This is a genomic window from Pseudoalteromonas sp. J010, from assembly GCF_003934235.1.
GTDB lineage: Bacteria > Pseudomonadota > Gammaproteobacteria > Enterobacterales > Alteromonadaceae > Pseudoalteromonas > Pseudoalteromonas peptidolytica.
This window is the reverse complement of the sequence record NZ_RDBW01000019.1, coordinates 71,982-90,371: the sequence shown is the minus strand read 5'-3', so window position 1 is coordinate 90,371 and position 18,390 is coordinate 71,982. Positions and strand designations below refer to the sequence as shown.

General features: G+C 42.2%; 10 protein-coding genes and 1 pseudogene. 9 read left to right on the top strand and 2 right to left on the bottom strand.

Annotated features, from left to right (window positions below):
• Positions 1-254: 254 nt before the first annotated feature.
• From EAG18_RS11775 to EAG18_RS11745, 7 genes are all read left to right on the top strand, one after another.
• Positions 255-1,130, top strand: coding sequence for a MipA/OmpV family protein (locus EAG18_RS11775; RefSeq protein ID WP_217704717.1), 876 nt, complete (start codon positions 255-257; stop codon positions 1,128-1,130).
• A gap of 22 nt (positions 1,131-1,152) precedes the next feature.
• Positions 1,153-1,509 carry a DUF3019 domain-containing protein gene (locus EAG18_RS11770; protein ID WP_241651713.1) on the top strand — a complete coding sequence of 119 codons (357 nt, stop codon included), beginning with the start codon at positions 1,153-1,155 and terminating at the stop codon, positions 1,507-1,509.
• Positions 1,509-2,198 carry a response regulator gene (locus EAG18_RS11765; protein WP_125252579.1) on the top strand — a complete coding sequence of 230 codons (690 nt, stop codon included), beginning with the start codon at positions 1,509-1,511 and terminating at the stop codon, positions 2,196-2,198. The genes EAG18_RS11770 and EAG18_RS11765 overlap by 1 nt, the downstream gene beginning before the upstream one ends.
• Before the next feature lie 7 nt (positions 2,199-2,205).
• The gene (locus EAG18_RS11760) at positions 2,206-3,459 is read left to right on the top strand and encodes an ATP-binding protein (protein WP_125252578.1); all 1,254 of its coding nucleotides are present in this window, start codon (positions 2,206-2,208) and stop codon (positions 3,457-3,459) included.
• 369 nt (positions 3,460-3,828) lie between these two features.
• Positions 3,829-4,362, top strand: a complete 534-nt coding sequence (locus EAG18_RS11755) for a hypothetical protein (RefSeq protein WP_125252577.1) — start codon at positions 3,829-3,831, stop codon at positions 4,360-4,362.
• A gap of 143 nt (positions 4,363-4,505) precedes the next feature.
• Positions 4,506-5,465 carry a DUF3137 domain-containing protein gene (locus EAG18_RS11750; protein ID WP_125252576.1) on the top strand — a complete coding sequence of 320 codons (960 nt, stop codon included), beginning with the start codon at positions 4,506-4,508 and terminating at the stop codon, positions 5,463-5,465.
• Between the two features lie 89 nt (positions 5,466-5,554).
• Positions 5,555-7,303 carry a PAS domain S-box protein gene (locus tag EAG18_RS11745; RefSeq protein WP_125252575.1) on the top strand — a complete coding sequence of 583 codons (1,749 nt, stop codon included), beginning with the start codon at positions 5,555-5,557 and terminating at the stop codon, positions 7,301-7,303.
• A gap of 412 nt (positions 7,304-7,715) precedes the next feature.
• Here EAG18_RS11745 and EAG18_RS11740 read toward each other — a convergent pair whose 3' ends face one another.
• The gene (locus EAG18_RS11740) at positions 7,716-8,117 is read right to left on the bottom strand and encodes a helix-turn-helix domain-containing protein (protein WP_125252574.1); all 402 of its coding nucleotides are present in this window, start codon (positions 8,115-8,117) and stop codon (positions 7,716-7,718) included.
• 106 nt (positions 8,118-8,223) lie between these two features.
• On the opposite strand from EAG18_RS11740, the gene EAG18_RS11735 reads away from it, so the two are divergent.
• Complete coding sequence (locus EAG18_RS11735; RefSeq protein ID WP_125252573.1) at positions 8,224-8,703, top strand: ester cyclase; 480 nt, start codon at positions 8,224-8,226, stop codon at positions 8,701-8,703.
• A 106-nt stretch (positions 8,704-8,809) separates the two neighbouring features.
• Here EAG18_RS11735 and EAG18_RS22370 read toward each other — a convergent pair.
• Positions 8,810-9,496: pseudogene (locus EAG18_RS22370) on the bottom strand (transposase); the annotation flags it as partial.
• An 812-nt stretch (positions 9,497-10,308) separates the two neighbouring features.
• On the opposite strand from EAG18_RS22370, the gene EAG18_RS11725 reads away from it, so the two are divergent.
• Complete coding sequence (locus tag EAG18_RS11725) at positions 10,309-18,240, top strand: Ig-like domain-containing protein (protein WP_125252572.1); 7,932 nt, start codon at positions 10,309-10,311, stop codon at positions 18,238-18,240.
• Positions 18,241-18,390 lie beyond the last annotated feature (150 nt).

The following is an 18,390-nucleotide window of genomic DNA, read 5'->3' as shown; positions in this document are numbered from 1 at the left end:
GACTGGTAAATTACACATTAGGGCAGGCTGACCACTCACCGCCAAAAAACGACTACCATTTTGTTTTAATACTGACTCAAGTTGAGGAAATCAAACACTGACGGCATTAACGCTTTTTATTTAACGTCACCAACATGGACACAAATGGCTTGGTGATAACAAAATGCGACAGTGGTGTTATCAACACAGCTTTCTGTCATCAAAATAGATCAGCTAACGAAACAAATTTGTATCACTCAAACTGGAGTTTCACATTGAAAAAGTTACTAGTGGCCTTAACTTTGCTGCTCGCCGCCAAGGTAAGTGCCAATACAGTGCCATGTGACGCCAATGACAGCGAATGTACAGCTATTGGCCAATGGCGTTTTGGTGTCGCACTCGGTGGCGGGGTGATCACCAACCCACTACATGGCGGTGATAACATACCTTTGATTGCAGTGCCTTATATCAGCTATTACGGCGAGAACCTATTTTTAGATAATGGAACATTAGGCTATACGCTCTACTATCACGACCAATTTGACATCAGCTTAATTGGCACATTTAACACAGAACAAGCGTATTTTGAGAAATTCCACCCGAGTAATATTTTTGTACAAAAAAGTTTGTTAGATGCCAGTGCTGAATTACCTGGAGGTGAGTTTCTCGCAGAGCAACGTGTTATCTCACTTGATGATATTAAGTCAAGGAAATGGGCAGTTGATGGGGGAGTGCTAGCACATTGGATTATCAATGATAATGTCAAAGTAACAGCATCATGGCTGAGCGACATCACCAACACATATCAAGGTTATAATGCGGATATTGGTATCAGTTACCGATTCCGCTTCAATAATACACCAAATGCCCATGCACTCATCAAAGCAGGGCTAAAATGGAAAAGTAGACAGTTAATCGATTACTACTATGGGATTGATAAAGCCGACACCCTTAACTCAGCCTTGTGGTATGAAGGTAGCTCAAGTTACCAGCCCTATTTGAGTTTTGCTTATTCATATCCCATAAGCAAATCGTGGACTTTCAAATTTAACGCGAAATATCAACAGCTTGATACTGTTATGACAGATAGCCCGATAGTCGAGGATAGCTATACCGCGACAGTCTTTGTCGGGGGAAAATATGAATTTTAGGTTGTACTTAATAATAATTATAATGTTTAGTGCTTCTAGCACCGCCTCAACCACACCTAGCAATGAAGTTAACTTTGAAATTAAACCCATTACTTGTATGGTAAAGCAAGCAGGACAACGCTGTGAAATGACCGCAAAAATAGCGTGGCAATCTCCCTTCCAAAGAAATTTGTGCTTATTTCAAGAAGAACAAAAACTACAATGTTGGGAGCAAACTGCTGAGGCAAAATCAACACAGACCATCTCGCTATCAAAATCCATGATTTTTAGCTTGAGGGATGCTAAAAATAACATGATTGCGAAACAAACTATCGAACTACACACAAGCGTCAACCAGCAATATCGACGCAAACTGAGAAGCGACTGGAGTGTGTTTTAATGGCAAAAGTATTACTAGTTGAAGATGATGTTAAGCTTGCGGAGTTAACCGCAAAGTTTCTTATTCACAACGGCTTTGAGGTCGTACAATTGCACAATGGCATCAATGCGATAAAAGCGATTGAAGCAGAAAAGCCCGATATTCTTATTCTTGATATCATGTTGCCCGGACTTGATGGTTTCTCCATTTGTAAAGCGGCTCGAAGTGAGTTTAAAGGGCCAGTTTTATTTTTAACTGCCAAAGATAGCGACTTTGATCATGTCAAAGGACTAGAAATTGGTGCCGATGATTATATTATTAAACCAGTAGAACCCTATGTATTGCTGGCTCGGCTAAACGCCCTATTAAGGCGCACACAAAGCGAACAAGTTAAATCAGACTCTATCGTGCTTGGCAAGTTACGGATCAATAAATCAGACAGAAAAGTCTATTTATCCAATCATGAAGTAGAGCTCACCAGTTATGAATTTGACTTATTAAAGACACTCGCAGGTCATGCTGGAGAAACCCTCAGCCGTGATTACATTTACAAACATGTAGTTGGACGTGAATACGACGGCTTGGATAGAAGTGTAGACGTACGTATTAGCCGTCTGCGCAAAAAACTCGGTGACAACTTAGAGCAACCGGCTCGACTCATTACCGTTTGGGGTAAAGGTTACCTTTGTTCAAAGTCTGCTTGGGATTAGTTTATCTGTGTTAAAGCTATTCCTCAGCTTATATGTAGCTGTGTTTACCAGCATTGTTATTATTAACCAAGTAAGTGAAGCAATTTGGACGCATTGGGTGCATTCTGCACCTGACGAGTTGCGCCATGCAAAAACCATAGCACACACACTGAAGTCCAGTATTTCTCCCAATAGCTTACCCAAAGAGTCAGACACCATAAAAATACTCGATATGGATGATGTGGCTTGGTTGCCAGAACAAGCTAGTACCCTAAAACAGGGTGGTATACTAACGAGTTTTGATGATACCGGCAGTGCTTGGCTGACTTTCAAAATACCAGCGTCAACTTTATTGCTGCAACTAGGGCCGCTCGCCCCTGCAACCTCTGCGACCAACAAGCAATGGCTTATCAAGCTACTCTCTTATGCTGTATTGGCCTTTTTACTCATGTTGTGGATAAGGCCGCTTTGGCTTGACCTTTTACAACTTCGCTATATTACCGAATGCCTCGCTCAAGGTCAGGTGCCTAAAACGACGCGACGCTCTAGATTCTCTGCTATCTCTAATCTTACAGAGCAAATCTACCACTTAGCATCGCAAGTGGCACGACTGATTGAAAATCAAAAGCTATTAGTCAACGCCGTGTCTCATGATCTGCGTACCCCTTTGGCTAGACTTAAATTTGCTCTTGCAATGCTACCTGAAAACAGTCGAGAGCAAGGCAATGATATGGCTGATGATGTGTTGGAAATGGAGGCCATGATAGATGAAATGCTGGCCTATGCGCGGCTAGAATTTGAAGTAAAAAAGCTAGAGCTGATCCCGCTTAGCCTTAATGAGTTAGTTCAAGACCAAATAAGCAAACTAAGTAAACTCACTGATAAGCAGGTTTCCTTTCAAGGTAGCTGCGATGAAATTATCCTCCTAGCCAACCCACATTATTTATCTCGCGCTATCCAGAATATTGTGCAAAACGCAGACAAGTACGGCAACTCAACCATCATGATCCGTACCGAAAGTGACAAAAAGCATGCCTATATTCAGGTCGAAGATGATGGTAATGGGATCCCAAAATCACAGTGGGAATCCGTATTTGTGCCCTTTTCTAGACTTGATGCAAGCCGTAGCAAAGGCGGTGGAGGGTATGGACTTGGCCTTGCAATTGTACGCAAGATTGCCACTTGGCATAAGGGGAACTGTCATGTTGGTTGCTCAACTGAACTTGGCGGAGCTAAGTTTACCTTTATTTTGCCACTCGCACATCATACCAATTTGACTTAATACTTGCTTAATTTGAAGGAGTAAATCTGACGCAGCCATAAGTAATGACAGCTGCTAAAGAACAGGGTACTATCCCGAGCTAAGGTTAATTAAGATAATTGGTATTACTAGATAAACTCAGCCATCACAGATGTAATTGGCTTTGCTATTATAGGGATGATTTCACCTTATATTTTGTCAACGGCATGAACGCTATAACGGTAGCTTTTAAAAATGTGAATTTCATTTTTCACTACATCCACTCCTTTGTATTAATCATAAGGAAAGGTAGTGACTCTAATATTTTTCAGAACGACCAATGTAGTCCAGCGCTTTCCCATCAAGATATTAACCCCTGACGTAATACTACTTTGATTAAAAAGGTAAAAAATGACGATAAAATCTTTATGTTTGAGTGTGACAATCTTGCTGAGTGCCGTCACACAAGCGAAAGACGCACCTTTCGATATGCAGACATTACTGGGAGAATATATTACTTGGGCTCAACAAATTGAGTCGCAAGGTAGAGAGGTAGGTATACCGCTTGATGCCAGTGGCATTGCATTGGCAAGAGAAATCGGGATTAAGCACCCAGAAAAAGTTCGCATCATTTATCTTGATACTGTCCCATTTCCTATCGAGAACAAAGCACTAAAGGCAATGGGTGAGTCTCTGGGCTTTATTGGCGAAGGAATAGTAAACAACGCTCAGGTATTCGGATACTCAATTTACGTTCGCCATGGATTTGAGTTAAATAGGCCAAAGCTTGCGCATGAGCTGGTTCACGTCCTGCAAATCGAACGTGCAAGTTTTGCAGATGTACTTCGCCAACACATCTCGGATATGCAAAAGTATGGATACGAAAATGCACCGCTCGAAGTAGAAGCATTCAAGGCTAATATTAAGTACGCGATTCAAGAGTAAACAATTCCCTAAATTAGCAAAAGGCGTCACGCAGCAAGCTGTATTCGCCTTTTATTATATTCGCCACTCTATACCTCTTACTTTATAAAGTGTTACAAGGTACAATTTTTCACCATTACCATTGCGACTTACAAGGAAAGTTTATGCCATTATTAGAACAAAGGTCTCTCCATCATATTGATCAGCGTCTAGCTGGCGTTGAGATGCAGTTAAAAGAGGCCTATTACAATTTAGACAAAACAAACTCTGGCTTTGATACAGAACTCGACAACAAGGAAAAGTCGCTTAAGCGCTATAAATGGTGGGCGATTGGTATTGCAATCCCCTTACTATTTCTTGCGCCTTTTCTCCTAATCTCAATAATTCCTATCTACTTTTTGTTAAAACGCTCTCTTAAGTCTTTCACCAAGGGTGTGTTAACTAGAGCTTATATGGTGGCACCAATTGCTTCGGCGCTTAACTTAGAATATTCAGTCGGCGGTAATTTACTTATCTGCGAGGAAGCTATCAGTGCAGGTATATTAACCAAAGGAGGACAAGCTGTCGCTGAGGATGGATTTAACGGCGAAGTAAATGGCATTCATTTTTACTTTACTGAAGTGCATATTCGCACGCTTCATCAGAACAATGACAGTAAACGCTTGTTTAATGGTGCAGTTATAAAGTTGAGTATGCCTAAACCTATAGATACTCCAATCGTGGTATTACAAGATGCAGGACTTTGGAACATGCTGATAAGTCGGCGTCAATCTCTAAAAGGGTTACAGCGAGTTAAATTTGAACAAAAAGACTTTGAAAAAGAGTATCAAGTCTATGCTAAAGACGAAGAGACCTGCCGCAAAGTGCTCACGCCAGAATATATGGCGAAATTGTCACAAGTCAAAACGTTCTTCTCATCTAGTAACCTACCAAAAGGGTTAAAAATCCCCGAAGTAAAAGCCCAAATGTTTATAGAGGGTAGCGATATACTGCTCTCTCTTGACTATGGTGCCAACCTATTCAGCCCGAAAAAATTGCAAAAAGAGTACGACCCCACTTGGGCTGAAGATATCGCCAAGCAATTTTTACTGATTGAAAGTCTGGCAAAAAGCCTTACACGCTAACATAAGACTCTTCGCTTTTTCTGAAGCAAGAAATCTAAAGCCCAACTCCACGCGTATTGACACTTTTAGTGCTAGTGTGGACGATAGCGATGTTCAATTGGTTTAAATCAGATATCTCGAAACTATACAGAAGTGTACTCGATGCTTCTATCGATGGTGTTGTTGTGATAGACGAGTCTAACAACGTTATTTATTACAACCAAGCAGCACAAAATATCTGGGGATTTAGCCCAGATGAGGTAATAGGGCAAAATGTTAAAATGCTCGTTCCTTCGCAATTTCGCGCCAACCATGATGAACATGTTAACCGACATAGGAAAATGGGAAACGACAAACTAGTGGGTCAAACCTTAGAACTCTTTGTCGAGCCAAAGCAGGGAGGCAAAAAAACAATAAGCCTCTCTTTATCTAAACTTGACCTTGGCAATCAACGTCTCTACTCAGCAATTGTTCGTGATATAACAGCACAAAAAGACGCACAAACAATTATAGATCAGACCCTTGAGCAGTGCGTTGACGGTGTAGTTACGATCGATGAGCATAATAATATTATCTTTTTTAACGCAGCTGCGGAGCGAATATGGCGCTGTAAAAAAGCTGATATTCTTGGTAAAAATGTAAAAGTTCTTGTGCCAAAAGATATTAGGCCGAATCATGATGAGTACGTCAATAAAAACCGCCGTACAGGTGTAAACCGAGCTGTAGGTACTTCATTAGAGCTTCCCACCACAACGCTAGACGGCACAGATATTTGGGTTTCGCTATCCCTTTCAAAAATTGAGCTTGAGAACCGTGTGTTATACACCGCTTTTATCAGAGATGTTACAGCACAGTACCACGCAAAAAAATCATTCGAGAAGCTTTCATTAGTCGCAAATAACACCAGTAATTCCGTTATTATCACCGATGCCCAAGGACTAATTGAATATGTGAACAATGGTTTCATCTCTATGACTGGATACACTCAAGAGGAAGCGTTGGGTAAGAAGCCAGGTAACTTACTTCAGGGAAAACATACCGACCAACAAACGGTTGCTCATATTTCCGCAAAGTTACAGGCTCAAGAACCTTTCTACGAAGAGATCCTAAATTACGACAAAGCGGGCAACGCATATTGGATTTCACTTGCTATCGACCCCGTGTTTAACTCTCAAGGGCAGCTAACCAACTATGTTGCTGTTCAGGCCAATATCGATAAGACGAAAAAGCGTTCTTTGGAATCTGACATAAAAATGGAGGCCATAGAGCAATCTAACATCGTGTTTGAACTCGACAACACAGGTAATATCATTCATGCAAATGATATTAGTTTATCACTCTTTAAGGTGACAAAACTGAACGAACTTCAGCTGCTACTTGGTTCAATGCAGCAGCAGCTCCCTAATCCCATCTGGAAAGAGTTAACAAATGGAAAGACGGTGAAGAGCGAAGTAACCTTAACATATCAAGAAACTCAAGTTAGGCTTGATATGGTTGCAACCCCAATAAAAAATGTAGAAAATCAAGTTACAGGGCTCTTGATGTATGCCGAGGATGTATCTAGTAAAAACGAAGTGATCACAAAAACTCACTCTGCAATGTCACAGGTATTAGACAGAATAAGTACCATTGTCGAATCGATCAACAATATATCTAATCAAACCAATTTACTTGCACTTAACGCCGCCATAGAAGCAGCTCGCGCGGGTGAAGCAGGCCGAGGGTTTGCTGTCGTTGCTGACGAGGTCAGAAATTTAGCGCAAAGCTCAACGGATTCAGCAGAGCAAATAACGTCACTGATAGGCGAGACAAAAACCCACGTTGAGCAATTAGCGACATACCTCTCAGGCGAACAATAAGCGGCGATTATAGGAAGCCAGATATAGCGAATAACCGGCTGTTAGTGTGATCCTTGGTAAGAAGAAATTACTGACCAGTGGGTTAGGTAAGAAATAAGCTAACTCACTGTTTATACAACCATTGCACATCATTTATAGCAACTCCTACACCTTGACTCCTTGGGCAATGGCGGTCTTAGCAGCTACATCCAACCTGCTGTGACTCCCCACAGTTACCACACTGCCACGCTTGATAGCCGAGCTGAGCCATTTTGCATGATTGAATATACTGGCAGACGCGTAACTACAATAAGTGACACCCATCACTCATTATTCGCTGTTACCTACTTGTTTCGGGTGATTAAAACAACACTAATTGTTAAATTCTTAAGAGACCGATAAATAAATCAGCGAACGAAAATACATCGCTCACCTATAAAAACGTAACTCGACTTCGCAACTCTTCAAGTAGTCCATCCCTATCTTGGCTTGCTCTGTTCACCAAAGCCATTGGAATGTTTGTATCAGGGCTGTATTTCGCACTCCAAATAATCATATCCAATAAAACTGGCAGCATATCCACGCCTTTTTCTGTCAGTGTGTAGATTTTTTTCCGTTTATCTTTCTCATTTGACCGTTTAGATATAAGACCATCTAGCTCTAATTTTTCCAAACGATTCGAGAGAATATTGGATGCCATTTTTTCGTCTGAATTTTGCAAATCTGAGTATGATTTTTTATCAAAAAAAAGAAGGTCGCGTAGGATCAACAAGCTCCATTTATCCCCCACCAAATCCAATACATTGGAAATTGGGCAATTCGAACGTCTAGTCATAAGCACCTCTCATAAGAATGATGGAAAGTATATGTAACTTGCACTTTGCAAGCAAATAATTTAACTTGCATTTTGAAAGTTAAGTTTAATTTATGAGGCCATTCCTATGCACGGACCTAAGATAGACATTAATCAGCTAACAAAGCCACATTGGTCAGAAAACGATTTACATAACGCTAAGCTTGCTGTCGAATTTGTACAGCGCATCATGAATGATCACGACTTCAATGGCATACGCGAGCTTTTTTATGGCCAACAGTACATACAACATAACCGAAACATCGCGGATGGAATTGAAGGCGTCATTGAAACTGTAAGCAGTCTTGTAAATAATGCCCCTGAGTTCAGTTACGACATCAAACATATTTTCGTTGATGGTGACCATGTCGTATTGCATTCACATGTAACTTTAAAGGCCAAACATCGAGGCATTGAGACGGAGGGGTTTAATATTGTGGATACATGGCGTGTGGAAAATGGGCGCCTTGTCGAACATTGGGATACCATTCAGGGCATTAGCTTTTCTATGCGCCTGTATGCACTTCTTACTGGTGGAAAAGTTAGGAACAAAAATAGCATATTCTAGCTGGTAGTATTTACGTATTTCTCGACGCCAAAATCAGTGTACCGTACACGAAAAAGTTAGCATGACTTGTATAGCTTGGAGAGTTGTAGCTAGAGACTTTATTTGGTTAAACCAGCAAACGTTCACAATTTTCCAGATTTGTGCGTCGTCGTTTTTTTGAGTGTTTCACAGTAAGTTTTCAATACCTGCTCTCGACCTGCAGCCCTGCAAAAAACCCAACAAAATAGTGTTGTGAGCTTTATCCAAAAAATCAGGTTCGATGTTTAGTTAAGACAAAATTGGTTAAAACTCTAAAATAGCGCCTTTTTTATCGGTGCGTATACATTTACCCGTAAGCTCGACTAACTCTAAGTAAGCCTTGAGTTCGAAAGGCAGGACTTTGAACATGTGTTGTCGGGGCTGTCCGCAAACCTTACGTAATCGGCTGTTTGGTCATTTGCGTTGCACGGTCGGTGCGTTTTTTGATACTGGTAAAGTCAGAGGTTTCAGGCGTTGGAGCTAATTTAGCTCTATTGGGGTTTTAGTCGACTTATGCCATACTGGCAGCTAATGCGGCCTCGTCTAGCAAGGGTTGAGATTTGAATCTGCCTTCCCAAAATCTGCCAGTACATTCATCTTCTTTATTTGCCCTGCGGGCAATCTCCTCGTTGAGTACCCGCATAAACCAGCTAATATCTACCAATCTTTGCCTGTACTTGGCAATATATTCACAGAGTATCAGCTGTTCTAACTCGATTAGTGGCTCTTCCTCGATAAACTTCCACGTTATCCAATTACCTTTAAATAACTTGTGTCAGCAAATGCGGTGCTTCTGCTAAAACTCCTTAGCTAGACAAGTAAAAAACTAAGCTGTGGCTTTGCAGTAATGGGTTGAAACAGTAACGCCCTGCTATCATTCTGCTACCATTTTTTATCACAAGTCATTAATTACTATAGATTTATGTAATACCCTGTAATGTATCTTTGTTTAGCAATTTGGTACACTAACTATATAGCTCTAACTTCCGGTCGCAATAACTTCTTTGTTGGCGACTAAGCCATTGTGAGAGGGCAATATAGGTATTTTTCTCTGCTCTGATAATCAGTCTTTGATAAAGATATTGCGGACTTACTCGGCACAATGAAAAACGACACAAACAACATGCTTTGAATGCAATAAGAGCCGTGATGCAAAAACAACAAAAAAGAAATGTTTTCTCGCCCGCGATTGACTATGTAAAACCCTCAGTAAAATGGCTACTGAAACATTCAACTCATACTCAACTTAAGTCTTTCTTGACGTTAAAAAGTACCATGTTTTCAAGCCTGCGATTTGACTTTATTGCCACCCTGCATGGGTTGTTCCACGGTTACCGCTTTGAGTGTTATTTGGATTGGAGGCCAGTATGAGTTTTCTACCTACAACCACCAAATAATGCGGTTAATTGGGGGCTTAACAACGGAGCTGAAAACCTTTAGGAAAGCCCATTAAGTACCGCCATTTTACTGAATTTAATAATAATTTTTATTTGATATAGAGATGAACACGGCATGGCTCACATGCCCAACTCATCGTTATTTTAACTTTTTGGTTATCTCAGGGTAAAACCTAGATATGGAGCAAATATGAAGCTAACCAAATTGGCAAATTGGCTGGTCTACACCAGCGTTTGCTTTTTATCACTTTATTCCTCGTTGGGGTATGCCACAAGTGTAACCTGGCAATCTAAAGGTACTACCGCTGAAGCAGCTTACACCTATTTACTCAATGGGAAATCCACATCACTTACCTTTGACTCTTGGGAAACTTCCGTAACTGCTGGGACAATTACGGTCCATACAAATTATGGGGTGTCTTTTAATGAACTGTATACACTGGATTCTACAGATTGGGACAAAAATGATATTGGTTACTCTGTAAAGGCAACTGGTTCTGCGTTTAGTCTAGATAAGGTTGGCTTTTTCGTGATTGAAGAAATCCCAGAAAATGCCAACATGTACTTTGAATTCACCGGATATCTTAACGGTTCTAAAATAGTGATGGAGCAAGTAAAAAGAAACAATGTTGAGGGGGGGCTTACTCCCGGCTCTCTTGTTTCTATCACACGTGAATCCGATTTGTCAGAAAAAGAGAAGTGGAAAAATATCGATTTGCTGGAAATTCGGTTTCCTATTCTGAATGATGCTGGCCAGCATAGTGGTCAATATAAGCCAAAAAATACCTTAAATGTATTTGAGTTTTCAGCTCCTGTTGTAACTAACACCCCGCCTGTTTTTAGAAAGCTTATCGCCGGGGAAGCTTATCAGTTCGGTGGCGAACCAGTACAARTAACTTCGCAGATTGATATATATGACAACGAACTTTCAGCGCAAGGTGACTACTCTGGTAGTACACTCACCATCATGCGAGATGGCGGTGCCAATGCCGAAGATGTTTTTTCGCATGGATTTTATACTCTGACCGAAAACAGCAACTTTGAATTAGGTGGTATGTATGTCATTGCGATAGAAAAAAACTCAGGAGGTGTATTAAAGCTGAGGTTTGACCTTAAAACAGGTACTAATGCAAAGCTTTCCGGATCCACCATAAACACGATAGCTCAAGGCATTAAATACAAAAACACTTCTCAGACCCCCTCAGATAACGTATCACTTAAATATACCTTTAATGATGGTATTTCCGATAGCCAAGATGACAATACACTAGGGGTAAAAATTGCTTTTCCAAACCGCGCACCAACAGATATAACGCTTGCTAAAACGTCGTTTAAACATAGTGAACTTGGTACATCGAAAGTTTTAGGTGCTTTGTCAACGGTAGACCCAGATACTGGGGATACACATACCTATGAATTTGCCACAAACGCGACACAAGCGACTGCTGGTACATGCTCACTGCCCAACGACCGGGGCGACAGGCGCCTTTACAATCCTTACTTTATAATTGTTGAAGGGAGTTTACATGCCAAATACAATACGACCGGATATAGTGGGTTTAATGGTAGTTACTCTGTCTGTGTGCTGAGTAAAGACAGTGAGGGAAAATCATTTAAAAAAGCAATCGAATTGAGCTTTATAGATGACGAGGCACCAGAAGCGCCTTCAATACCTACTATGACGGATGCTTCAAACTCTGGAAGCAAGTCTGATCAGATTACCAATGTAAAGGAGCCAACATTTAAAGGTACTGCAGAACCAAACTCTACTGTGATACTGTATGTTGAGCGGACCGTACAAAGCTTTCCGGTTAATACGACTGAGACGATTGAATTGGGTAGAGTGAAACTGTCATCCTACCATGATACTTGGGAAATAAAAGCGACAGGTATCCTTAAATCCCCAAACCGTCATGAAATCGATGAAACTTCGAAAGTCTACGCAACAGCAACAGATCTGTCTAACAATATCAGTGTTGAATCAGCAAAACAGACTGTAAGGATAGATGCTGCCCCACCAAAAGGCTACCCTTTACTTACACTAGGCAGTAACAGTGATAGCGGACTATCTAGTACGGATAAACTGACAAATAAAACCACTCCAACGTTCACAGGCTCAAGTGATCCAAGCTATAGCCATTACCTTTATAAAGTTGAGGGAGATGAATTAAAATATTTAAGCTATGTGTCGGTTTATGACTATAGCGATCCATTTACAGCTCGCGTTCCGAGTAGTAGCCCTCTGACTGATGGCAGTCATACATTTAAAATCATTATGAGTGACGAAGCGGGGAATAAGGCAGAAGGTCCTAGTTATACCATTGAGGTTGATACAACGGTGCCAACGGGTATCACCGCCGCATTTGATCAAGAGAACTTCACCAAAGAAAATGAAAAAACCGCAAGTATCACTATTTCTGGCTTAGAAAGCAGAGGTAAGATAACGGCAACCATTACCGTTGAAGGTCAAAATGCAACACAAATAGTTAAAGAAACACTAATCACTTCGACAACAGGTACGCAAAAACTAGAGAATATTGATTTAACAAGCTTACCTGAAGGTACGTTGAAACTGTCTGTGGTTGTGAGCGATTGGGCTGGTAACGAAAGCGCAGCTGTGACCGACACAGCTAAAAAACAATATAATGCCAAGCCTGTTATCAGCGGCACGCCTGCTACTCAAGTAAATGAAGACAGCGAGTTTGACTTTACGCCGACATTAACAGACACCGACGAAGGCGATACTCATACCTTTACGATCAATAAAACACCTAGTTGGGCGAAGTTTGAGCCCACCACTGGACGCTTATTTGGTACACCAAAGAACGAGCACGTGGGTGAAACTACAGGGATCATCATTACCGTTAACGATGGTACAGATGAAACTAACTTAGATAGCTTTGATCTAAAAGTGATTAATACCAATGACGCACCGACTGGTGAAAACGTAATACTTAACGTTAAAGAAGGTGAAACACTAGAAGTTAACGCGACAGATGGCTTGATGGAGAACGGCAAAGACGATGACACTGCTAATAATCTTGATGAAAAGCTTATTGTGCTTGCAGGTAGCCAACCCAAATACGGCACGCTGACGTTAAACCAAGATGGTAGCTATAAATATATTCATGATGGTAGCGAAAACCATCAAGATAGCTTTACTTTCTACTACCAAGACAACGCCAAAGCCGAGTCTGATAAATATACTGCGACTATTATAGTTGAAGCCGTTGAAGACGCACCGACTGTTGCGAACGATGTGATAAACCTAACAGAAGACACGCCATCGGCAAAAGTGGATTTGTTAGCCAATGACACCGATCCTGAAAACAATATGGATAAGTCTTCGATGACTCTGGTGATTCAGCCAACCAAAGGTAAGGTAAACGTCGAAAACGGTATTGTAATCTACACCCCGAATGACAATGTTAATGGTGAAGATAGCTTTACTTACACTGTAAAAGACACTCAGCAGCAGGTATCGAAAGAAGCCAAGGTGCAAGTTAACATTAGGGCGGTAAACGACGTTCCAAAAGCAGCAGGCTTCATCGTTAACATTGATGAAGACATAGCATCAGACGCGTTAGCGGTAAGAGCAACAGCAACTGACGTTGAAGACATCAACCCGAAAGGCGACATTCGGATTACTCAACAGCCAAGTAAAGGTAAAGTCACTATTAACCAAGAAGCCGGTACGCTTGTTTACACACCAAATGAGAACGTAAACAAAGAAGACAGCTTTAAGTATGTGATTGCCGACAACGATGGCGCAGAGTCAAACGAAGCGGAAGTGTCTATCAACATTGGTGCAGTCAATGACCGTCCGACAGTTACAAACGACACAACGACGACCAAAGAAGATGAGTCAGTCACCTTAGCTATTTTAGCTAATGATGAAGACATTGAAGATGAAACATTTGCAGCCGCCAAAATTACGTTACAAGATGGTGGTGACTACGAGTTAGCCAAGGTTACTGTTGGTGATAATGGGGAACTAACTATTACGCCTAAGCAGGACAAAAACGGTCTACTCACCTTTACTTATACCGTAGCAGATAGCGAAGATTTGCGCTCAGAACCTGCTAGTGTTGAAGTGACAATTGCCCCTGTAAACGACGCGCCTGTGGCGAAAGAAAACACAGCACAACTGCTAGAAGATGGCAGTGTTGAAGTGAATGTACTGGGTAATGACACCGACGTGGATAGTGAGTTGAAATCAACATCGGTGACGGTGGTTCAACAACCAAAAAATGGTACCGCTAAAGTTACTGCAGAAGGCGCTATTTTATATACGCCAAATGGCAACTACTTTGGTAATGACGAATTAACATACACAGTTGAAGACACCGAAGGGTTAGTCTCTAATCAAGCGAAAGTAACCATCACCATTGAGTCGGTCAATGATGCACCGGTGATTTCAGGTACGCCATCTCAGTCAGTTGATGAGGATCAAGCCTATCGATTTACGCCAGCTGTTAGCGACGTGGATCAAGATGCGTTGACGTTCTCTATCGAAAATCAGCCTAGCTGGACACGCTTTGATGACACGACGGGTACGTTAACAGGTACACCAACGGAAGGCCAAGATGGTAACTATGCTGGTATTGTCATTTCAGTAACCGATGGTAAAACCACAACCAGCCTAAATGCGTTTAGCATCACAGTGAATGCCGTAAATGATGCGCCTGTGATTTCAGGTACGCCAACACTTAATGTGAAGCAAGATGAGTCTTATCGCTTTGCGGCGTCTGCGTCAGACATTGACTCGGAGTCGCTGACATTTACTATTATCAACAAACCAAACTGGGCTGAGTTCAGCACAGAGTCTGGGGTGTTGTCAGGTACACCAACACGTGATGATGTAGGGACTTACCGTGGCATTGTGATAAGCGTTAGCGATGGTTTGCTAAGCGACAGTCTTGCTACGTTTAACCTCGAAGTGTTGGCAGTGAACGCAGCGCCAATTGCTAACAATATGCAGCAAACCGTTAAAGAAGACGGTACAACCAGCTTTGTAGCCAACGTCAGCGATATTGACGGTGACACCTTAACTGTTGAAGTTCAAAACCAACCACAACGTGGCCAACTTTCAGTTCAAGGTAAGGTGTTCAATTACACGCCTCTACCTCAATTTAATGGTACAGATACATTCACTTATGTCGTCAAGGACGGTACATTCACCTCTACTGTCGCAACCGTAACGATGATAGTAACAGCAGTCAATGACTTACCCATCGCGATAGATGACAGCTATTCATTCACCGCGACTAATTCTGGCCAATATACTTTACCAGTCTTAGAAAATGATACTGACGCAGACGGTGATGCACTTCGTATTGTCGGTGCAAAGTCATCATATGGCAGTGTTGTCATTGAAGGTAACGTACTGAATCTGTTTGTAGAAGGAATGTCACAAGGACAGGCTGTGATCACTTATGCTATTGAAGATAGTAATAAAGGCAGAGATCAAGGCCGAGCAGAGGTCACGATTTCAAGTAATTCAAACAGCGATACCAGACCAACAATTATCGCGCCACCGGCAATTACAGTGAATGCTACAGGCTTGTTTACTAAAGTCGACCTAGGTACAGCCACGGCCAATGACAGTAATGGTGTTGCCCTGCCAGTCTCGCTTAATAAAGCTCAGCCAATATTCTCGCCGGGAAATCACCTTGTACATTGGAAAGCACAAGACAGCCAAGGTCAAGAAGTGGTTGCAAGTCAGGTGGTCAAGGTTAATCCTCTTGTCTCTTTGCAAAAAGACAGCCAAGTGAGCGAAGACCGCAATTACCATGTAAACGTTTACCTAAACGGTGATGCGCCAAGTTACCCTGTCACTATTCCGTATACAGTAACAGGTACGGCTGACGCAGCGGATCATGATTTACAGTCTGGTGAGTTTATTATTACCTCCGGAACGCAAGCGAGCATTGAGTTCCGCGTATTCGCAGACAGCGAAGTGGAAGGCAACGAAACCATAGTCATTAGCCTAGGTGATAGTGTAAATGCAGGTGCTAAATCAACCACAACTATCACAATTGTTGAAGACAATGTAGCACCAAGCGTGCGTACAGTGGTTTCGCAAAATGGTGAGGAGCGCAGTCTAGTAACAGCAACCAACGCAGAGGTGTCGGTTACTGCACAGGTTGCTGATGTGAATCCAAATGACCAAGTGAGCGTTGAGTGGCAAGCTTCAAGTGAGCTTGAAAACTTATCATTCACTGATAACGTATTTACATTCAATCCTCAGTCACTTGCGGTTGGTATTTACAAAGTGGTGGTGATTGCTTCTGACGATGCTACACCTAGCCTGTCAACTAAAACTGAAGTGTATATTGAAGTAGTCGATGCACTCGCAACCTTGTCAGACAGCGATAGCGATGGCGACTTGATCCCAGATAACCAAGAAGGCTACCAAGACTCAGATGGCGATGGTATTCCTGACTACCTAGATAACATCGATACCTGTAATGTAATGCCACAACACGTGGATCAATCGTCACAATTCTTAGTAGAAGGTGATGCTGGTGTTTGCTTGCGTAAAGGAGCCACTGTTGCACAAAACCAAACTGGCGGTATACGGCTGTTGGAAAGTGAAATTACCACTGACACTGAAGCGCTCAACATTGGTGGTATCTTTGACTACATTGCAGTAGGTCTGCCAAAAGATGGGGATGTGTACAGCATTGTGATCCCACAACGTAAACCTATTCCAGCCAATGCGGTATACCGTAAGTTCAAAGATGGCCAGTGGAATAACTTTGTTATTGATGCAAGCAACCAAGTGCTATCTGCACGTGGTGAGCTAGGCTTCTGCCCTCCTCCGGGGGACTCCCAGTGGACAGACGGTATGACCGAAGGTGATTACTGTGTGCAGCTGCGTATTCAAGATGGTGGCGCGAACGACGATGATGGCGTTGCCAATGGAACTGTGGTGGACCCAGGTGGTGTTGCAGTGCCAGTATCAGGCAATAGCTTACCGGTCGCAAACAGCGATGCCTTGACCGTATTTGCAGGCCAAAATGTGGTATTCGATGCACTAGCTAACGATACGGATACAGATGACAATACGCTAACCATTACTAGTGCGTCAGTCGACTTTGGCCAAGTTGACGTGGTAGAAAACCAGTTAAGTTACTCAGCGCCCGCTATGTTTGTGGGAATTGCAACCATTCAGTACGGTATTACAGACGGAGTCGGTGGTACAGCACAAAGTGTGGTAATGGTTTCTATCGTCAATAACCAAGCGCCAAATGCGATCAATGACAGTGCCAACACAGATGGCACTACGATAATGCTAGACGTATTGGCCAATGACACCGATCCTGAAGGTTCAGCACTTACCTTAGTCTCAGCCACCGCTAAGTACGGTACTGTTACTATCGAAGGAGCAAAATTGCGTTATGTTCCAGCAAATAACTTTGAAGGTATAGATACTATTCGTTACGTAATTAGCGATGAATTTGGTACCAAAGCAGAGGCTGAAGTAAGTGTCACAGTCAAGACCACACCTCATGGCAAAGTTGAAAACAGTTCATCCGGTAGCATGGGTTTGCTGAGTCTATTACTGATTTCTGCATTGGTGCTTCGTCGCAGCAAATCAAGTTTACCTGCATTTGCACTGGTGAGCAGCATAGCGCTAGTAACCACGTCAGCGATGGCTAGTGAATGGAAAGTTGCGGGTACTGTCGGTGTCACATCAGCGGACAGTGACGTATCAAACGAATCGTTCGCTACCACTTATCTAGATGAAAAAAGTACAAGCTGGTCTATCGGTGCTTTTTATCAATTAACTCCACAGTGGGATATTGGTTTGAGATATATTGATTTGGGTGAAGGAAAAGTTGAGTTCAGTGGTCTATCAGCAACACCCGATGAAATACATAAAACACTGTCTTCTATAGCCCCAGCTCTTCCACAAGGTGCTGCATTGCAGGTTGGCTATGAAACCAATCTAGCCAGCGAATTAGTAGGTAAGCTGTTTGTCGGTGTACTCAGTTGGAAATCTGAAATTAACAGTAGGCTGAACAGCAGTGCTACCCTGTTACATAAAGAAAGTGGCGCCAACGGTTATGTGGGGGCTGGGCTGCATTATCAGCTTAATACCAATTTGCTTAATTAAGTGGTCTATTTTGAGGCGAGAAAATCTTGTCGATAACTCCGCTACCGCGTCCTGCTATCGCCAAGGTACCTACATCCGTGTAGGCAAGGCAAAAATTTTGCTATTTAGTTGTTCTAAATGAGAAATTTTTAATACTGTTAGCGTCAGATT